Consider the following 5,074-nt stretch of genomic DNA (forward strand, 5'->3'; position numbering starts at 1 on the left):
CAGTTGCTGAAGCAGCTGCCGATCCAGGGGGAAGCACAGGCGCTGGAGGCGGAGCTGGAGCCGCTGATCGCGATGGGCGAGCAGGTGCTCGCCGATGGCGATTCGGAACGCGCGGTCGGCATTTTCACGCAGCTTCGCGACATGGCGCCCGAGGATCCCGGCGTCGCTTCCGGCCTGGCGCGCGCGCTGGTCGGCACAGGGAAGGTCGACGAAGCGGCGGCGCTGATCGAGGCGTTGCCGGACGAGGCGCGCAAGGACGCCGCTATCGCCCGGGCGGAAAGCGCGATTGCCCTGGCCCGCGAGGCCCGGCCGGTCGACGACCTGTCGCCGCTGCAGCAGCGTGTGGCGGCGAACCCTTCCGACTTCGACGCACGTTACGAGCTGGCGGGAGGGTTGATGGCTGCGGGCGACCGCGACGGCGCCGCCGACCAGCTGCTCGCGATCATCCAGGCGGACCGGGAGTGGAACGAAGGCGCGGCGCGTTCGCGGCTGCTGAAGCTGATGGACGTCGTCGGGCTGGAAGACCCGTGGACGTCGGCGACCCGCCGTCGCCTTTCCGCGCTGCTGTTCACCTGATGGGCGAGATCACGCGCCTGTCGATCTTTCCGTTGGCTGGCGCGCTGCTGTTTCCGCGCATGCAGCTGCCGCTGCACATTTTCGAACCACGCTACCGGGCGCTGGTCAGCGACGCGATGGCCCGCGACCGGCGCATCGGCATGATCCAGCCTCGGGGCGACGGCGATCCGCCGCCCCTGTTCGACATCGGCTGCGTCGGCCGCATCGCCCATGTCGAAGCGCTCGACGACGGCCGCTACAACATCGTGCTGGAAGGCGTGGCGAAGTTCCGGCTGCTGTCCGAGCTGCCGGTGACGACGCCGTTCCGGCAGATCGAGGCCGAGCTGGAAGCGGACGAGCCCGCCGAGCCGCTGCCGCTCGCCCAGCGCGCGGCACTCGAGGAGGAATCGCGCCGCTATGCCGATGCGCAGGGCTATGCGGTCGACTGGAATGCGGTTTCGCGGCTCGACGACGAATCGCTGGTCAACGGCATCGCGCAGATCGCCCCGTTCGACGCCGCCGCCAAGCAGGCGCTGCTGGAAGCGCCGGATCTTCAGGAACGCACCGAGCTGGTCATCCAGCTGATGCAATTCTTCAGCCGCCACGCCGGCGACCATGACGATCCGGTGACGCTGCAATGATCGACCCGAAGCTGCTCGCCATTCTGGTATGCCCCGTCACGCGGACGAAGCTGCGCTACGACGAAGCGGCGCAGGAACTGATCTCCGACGCTGCCGGCCTGGCGTATCCGATCCGGGAAGGGGTGCCGGTCATGCTGCCGGATGAAGCGCGGCCCTTAGAGGATCAGGAACTCCGCTCGTCCTGAGCGGAGCGCGAAGCGCGTAGTCGAAGGGCGCACGCTCGGACCGGGAGCAGCGCCCTTCGACTACGGCCTGCGGCCTTCGCTCAGGACGAGCGAGCTTAGCGCGGGCCCTAGACTGTCAGCCCGCTCAGCAGCTTCGGCTTATCGCCATATTCGCCGCGGGCTTCGGCCATGAAGAAGCTTTTGAGTGGCGCGATCCGCTGCACGGCGGACAGGCCGAAGCGGCGCACCGCCGACGCCGCGTCGCCCGGAATGCCAAACAGGCGGGCGAGGCCGTCGGTCGAGGCGGCGACCAGGAACGTGTCGAGGCTGCGCCAGCGTTCGTAGCGCTTCAGCAGCTGCGCGTCGCCGAGATCGAGGCCGAGCCGGGCGCCTTCGACCAGCACTTCGGTCAGTGCCGCCGCGTCGCGCAGGCCGAGGTTCAGGCCTTGCCCGGCGATCGGGTGAATGCCGTGGGCGGCGTCGCCGACCAGCGCCAGCCTTTGGTCGGTGATTCGTCCGGCGTGGTGGAAGCCAAGCGGATAGGTGGCGAGCGGCGCAAGCAGCTCCAGCTTGCCGAGCAGCCCGCCCATTTTCGTTTCCAGCTCCGCCGTAAAGCCGCGGGGGCCGAGCTTCAGATAGCCGGGCGCGTCAGCCTTCGCGACCGACCACACCAGCGCCGAGCGGTTGCCCGGCAGCATCGGCAGGATCGCGAACGGGCCGGTCGGATAGAAGATTTCGTAGGCGATATTCCCGTGCGGCTTTTCGTGCTCGACCGCGGCGATGATCGCACTGTGCTCGTATTGCCAGCGCGCGACATTGATGCCGGCGGCGGCACGCGTCGGCGAGTTGCGGCCCTCGGCGGCGATCAGCAGCGGCGCGGTCAGCTTGCGCCCGTCGGCGAGCCGCACCATGACGCCATGATCTCCACGCTCCGTCCCGATCGGGCGCGCCGGCATCAGCAGCGTGACGTGCTTCGCCTCGGCGGCCGCAGCGTGGAGCGTCTGCCGGAGCAGCCGGTTCTCGAACATGATGCCGAGCGCATCGTCGCCCTCTCCGGGCTCGAAATCGAGCGCGCCGGGCTTGAGGCCGTCGCTGACGCGGATCGAGGCTATCGGACAGCCTTTGCCCTCCAGCCGCTCGCCGAGGCCGATCGCCTGCAGCATGTTCCAGCTCGCGCTCGCGATTGCCGAAGCGCGGCCGTCGAAGCCCGGCGCCAGCACCGCATCCGGATCGGCCGGATCGACGACGGTCGCGCTCAGCCCGTGCGCATCGAGTGCCAGGGCGAGCGTCAGGCCGACCAGCCCGCCGCCCAGAATGATCACATCGCTCTGCATGCCGATGCCCTTAACGCGGCAAACGCTTGACGGGGAGTCCGTCACAGGCGAATTAGCGCGGCAGAACATTTAGCGCACAGCGCGGGGCAGGGCGCATGGCGACGCGGGTCGCGGAACAGGAAGGCTGGAAGGAAGCGATCGCGCGCGGCTTTGCGCGAAGCTGGGCGGTGGCCGGCGCGGTCGCCCTTGCTGCGCTCGCGTTCCTGCTCGGTCTTGCGCTGGTCAGCTATCATCCGAGCGACGCGGCGCTGAACACCGCTGCCGGCGGCGTGGTGCAGAACTGGGTCGGCAGCGCCGGCGCCTGGACATCGGACCTGCTGCTGTCCTTCTTCGGTCCCGCCGTGGGGCTGTTGCTGCCGCTGCTGCTGATCATGGCGCTCCGGCTCTGGCACGACCGGTTCGTCGGGCGCTGGAAACGCAACCTGCCGCTGGCGCTGACCGGGGTCGTGCTGGTCGGAACCGCGCTGGCGCTGATCCGTGACGCGGCGATCGCCGGCCTGCCCGGCGGACTTGGCGGCGCGATCGGCTTTCTCGGCGCCCGCCTTGCCGGTCTCGGCCTGGACGCAATCGCGGACCCCGTGATCCGCTGGTGGGTCGAGGCCGCGATCATCTTCGTGCTGGCGCTCGGCGGATTGATGCTGTGGGCCGTCGCGCTGGAGCTGGACGAAATCGAACGCGACTGGCTGTTCCGCCGCCGCGAAGCCGACGTCGACGATCGCCGCCCCGTCAAGACCGCCAAGCTGCCGAAGCCGGTGGTCGAAAAACGGCCGCGCGTGGAGGCGGACGACCGGCCGCCGCCAGTCATCTCGGTCTCAGGCGGGAAGAGCGCGCCGCCGGCGAAAAAGACAGGCAACGGCCCGGTCCAGACCAGCTTCGACCTGCGCGACCGCTACACGCTGCCGCCGCTCGACCTGCTGAAGCCGGCGCCCCCGTCCACCGGCGGCCCGCTCGACAAGGCCGCGCTGGAGCGCAACGCCCGCCTGCTCGAAAGCGTGCTGGACGATTTCCATGTGAAAGGCTCGATCGTCGAGGTCCGGCCCGGCCCCGTCGTCACCATGTACGAGCTGGAGCCCGCCGCCGGCATCAAGGCGAGCCGCGTGATCCAGCTCGCCGACGATATCGCCCGCAACATGTCGGCACTGTCGGCGCGCGTCGCGACCATCCCCGGCCGCAGCGTGATCGGCATCGAGCTGCCGAACCAGGTCCGCGAGTCGGTCGTGCTGCACGAGCTGGTCGGCAGCGATTCGTTCGAGGAGCAGGGCGGCGCGCTGCCGATCATCCTGGGCAAGAACATCGCCGGCGATCCGGTGATTGCCGACCTCGCGCCGATGCCGCACCTCCTCGTCGCCGGCACCACCGGCTCGGGCAAGTCGGTCGGCCTCAACGCGATGATCCTGTCGCTGCTCTACCGGCTGACGCCCGACCAGTGCCGGCTGATCATGATCGACCCGAAGATGCTGGAGCTCAGCATCTATGACGACATTCCGCACCTGCTCTCGCCCGTCGTCACCGATCCGCCCAAGGCGATCCGCGCGCTGCGCTGGGCGGTCGAGCAGATGGAGGAACGCTATCGGATGATGGCCTCGGTCGGCGTCCGCAGCCTTGCCAGCTTCAACGACAAGGTGCGCGTCGCCAAGGCTAAGGGCCAGCCGCTCGGCAGGCGAGTCCAGACCGGATACGACGCGGAGACGGGCCAGCCGATCTACGAGGAAGAGCAGCTGAGCTTCGAGCCGCTGCCGCAGATCGTCGTGATCGTCGACGAGCTCGCCGACCTGATGATGACGGCGGGCAAGGAAGTCGAGTTCCTGATCCAGCGGCTGGCGCAAAAGGCGCGCGCCGCCGGCATCCACCTGATCATGGCGACGCAGCGCCCCTCGGTCGACGTCATCACCGGCGTGATCAAGGCGAATTTGCCGACCCGCATCTCGTTCCAGGTCACCTCCAAGATCGACAGCCGCACGATCCTGGGCGAGCAGGGCGCCGAGCAGCTGCTGGGCAAGGGCGACATGCTCTACATGCCCGGCGGCAAGCAGATCGTCCGCGTGCACGGGCCATTCGTGTCGGACGACGAGGTCCGCGCGATCGCCGACCATTGGCGCGCGCAGGGCACGCCCGATTATATCCAGGCCGTGACGGAAGAGCCGGAGGACGGGCAGTTCGAGTTCGACGGCGCACCCAAGGGGGACGACAGCCCCGAAGACGCACTTTATCGCAAGGCGGTCCAGATCGTCGCGGAGAGCCAGAAAGCCTCGACCTCTTATGTCCAGCGCCAGCTCCGCGTCGGCTACAACAGCGCCGCCCGGTTGATCGAGCGCATGGAGCAGGAAGGCAAGGTCAGCCGCCCCGACCATGTCGGCCGCCGCGAAGTCCTGATCGACAC

The 5,074-nt window shown here is 68.9% G+C and carries 5 protein-coding genes; 4 read left to right on the forward strand and 1 reads right to left on the reverse strand.

The genetic code is table 11. The features are described from left to right. The 3 genes from VFT73_RS14855 to VFT73_RS14865 all read left to right on the forward strand — a co-directional run. The coding region (locus tag VFT73_RS14855; protein ID WP_326412830.1) for a tetratricopeptide repeat protein at positions 1-576 on the forward strand (576 nt) is incomplete at its 5' end. Further along, entirely contained in the window at positions 576-1,196 is a 621-nt protein-coding gene (locus VFT73_RS14860) for an LON peptidase substrate-binding domain-containing protein (RefSeq protein ID WP_326412839.1), read from the forward strand. The genes VFT73_RS14855 and VFT73_RS14860, both read left to right, overlap by 1 nt. Then, entirely contained in the window at positions 1,193-1,381 is a 189-nt protein-coding gene (locus tag VFT73_RS14865) for a Trm112 family protein (RefSeq protein ID WP_326412833.1), read from the forward strand. Before VFT73_RS14860 ends, VFT73_RS14865 begins: the two co-directional genes overlap by 4 nt. Positions 1,382-1,488: 107 nt before the next feature. On the opposite strand, the gene VFT73_RS14870 is transcribed toward VFT73_RS14865, so the two are convergent. Further along, positions 1,489-2,694 carry a UbiH/UbiF/VisC/COQ6 family ubiquinone biosynthesis hydroxylase gene (locus tag VFT73_RS14870; protein ID WP_326412835.1) on the reverse strand — a complete coding sequence of 402 codons (1,206 nt, stop codon included), beginning with the start codon at positions 2,692-2,694 and terminating at the stop codon, positions 1,489-1,491. 95 nt (positions 2,695-2,789) lie between these two features. On the opposite strand from VFT73_RS14870, the gene VFT73_RS14875 reads away from it, so the two are divergent. Beyond that, on the forward strand, positions 2,790-5,074 hold a 2,285-nt coding region (locus VFT73_RS14875), incomplete at its 3' end, for an FtsK/SpoIIIE family DNA translocase (RefSeq protein WP_326412837.1).

This window comes from Sphingomonas sp. (assembly GCF_035758555.1).
Classification (GTDB): Bacteria; Pseudomonadota; Alphaproteobacteria; order Sphingomonadales; family Sphingomonadaceae; genus Sphingomonas_B.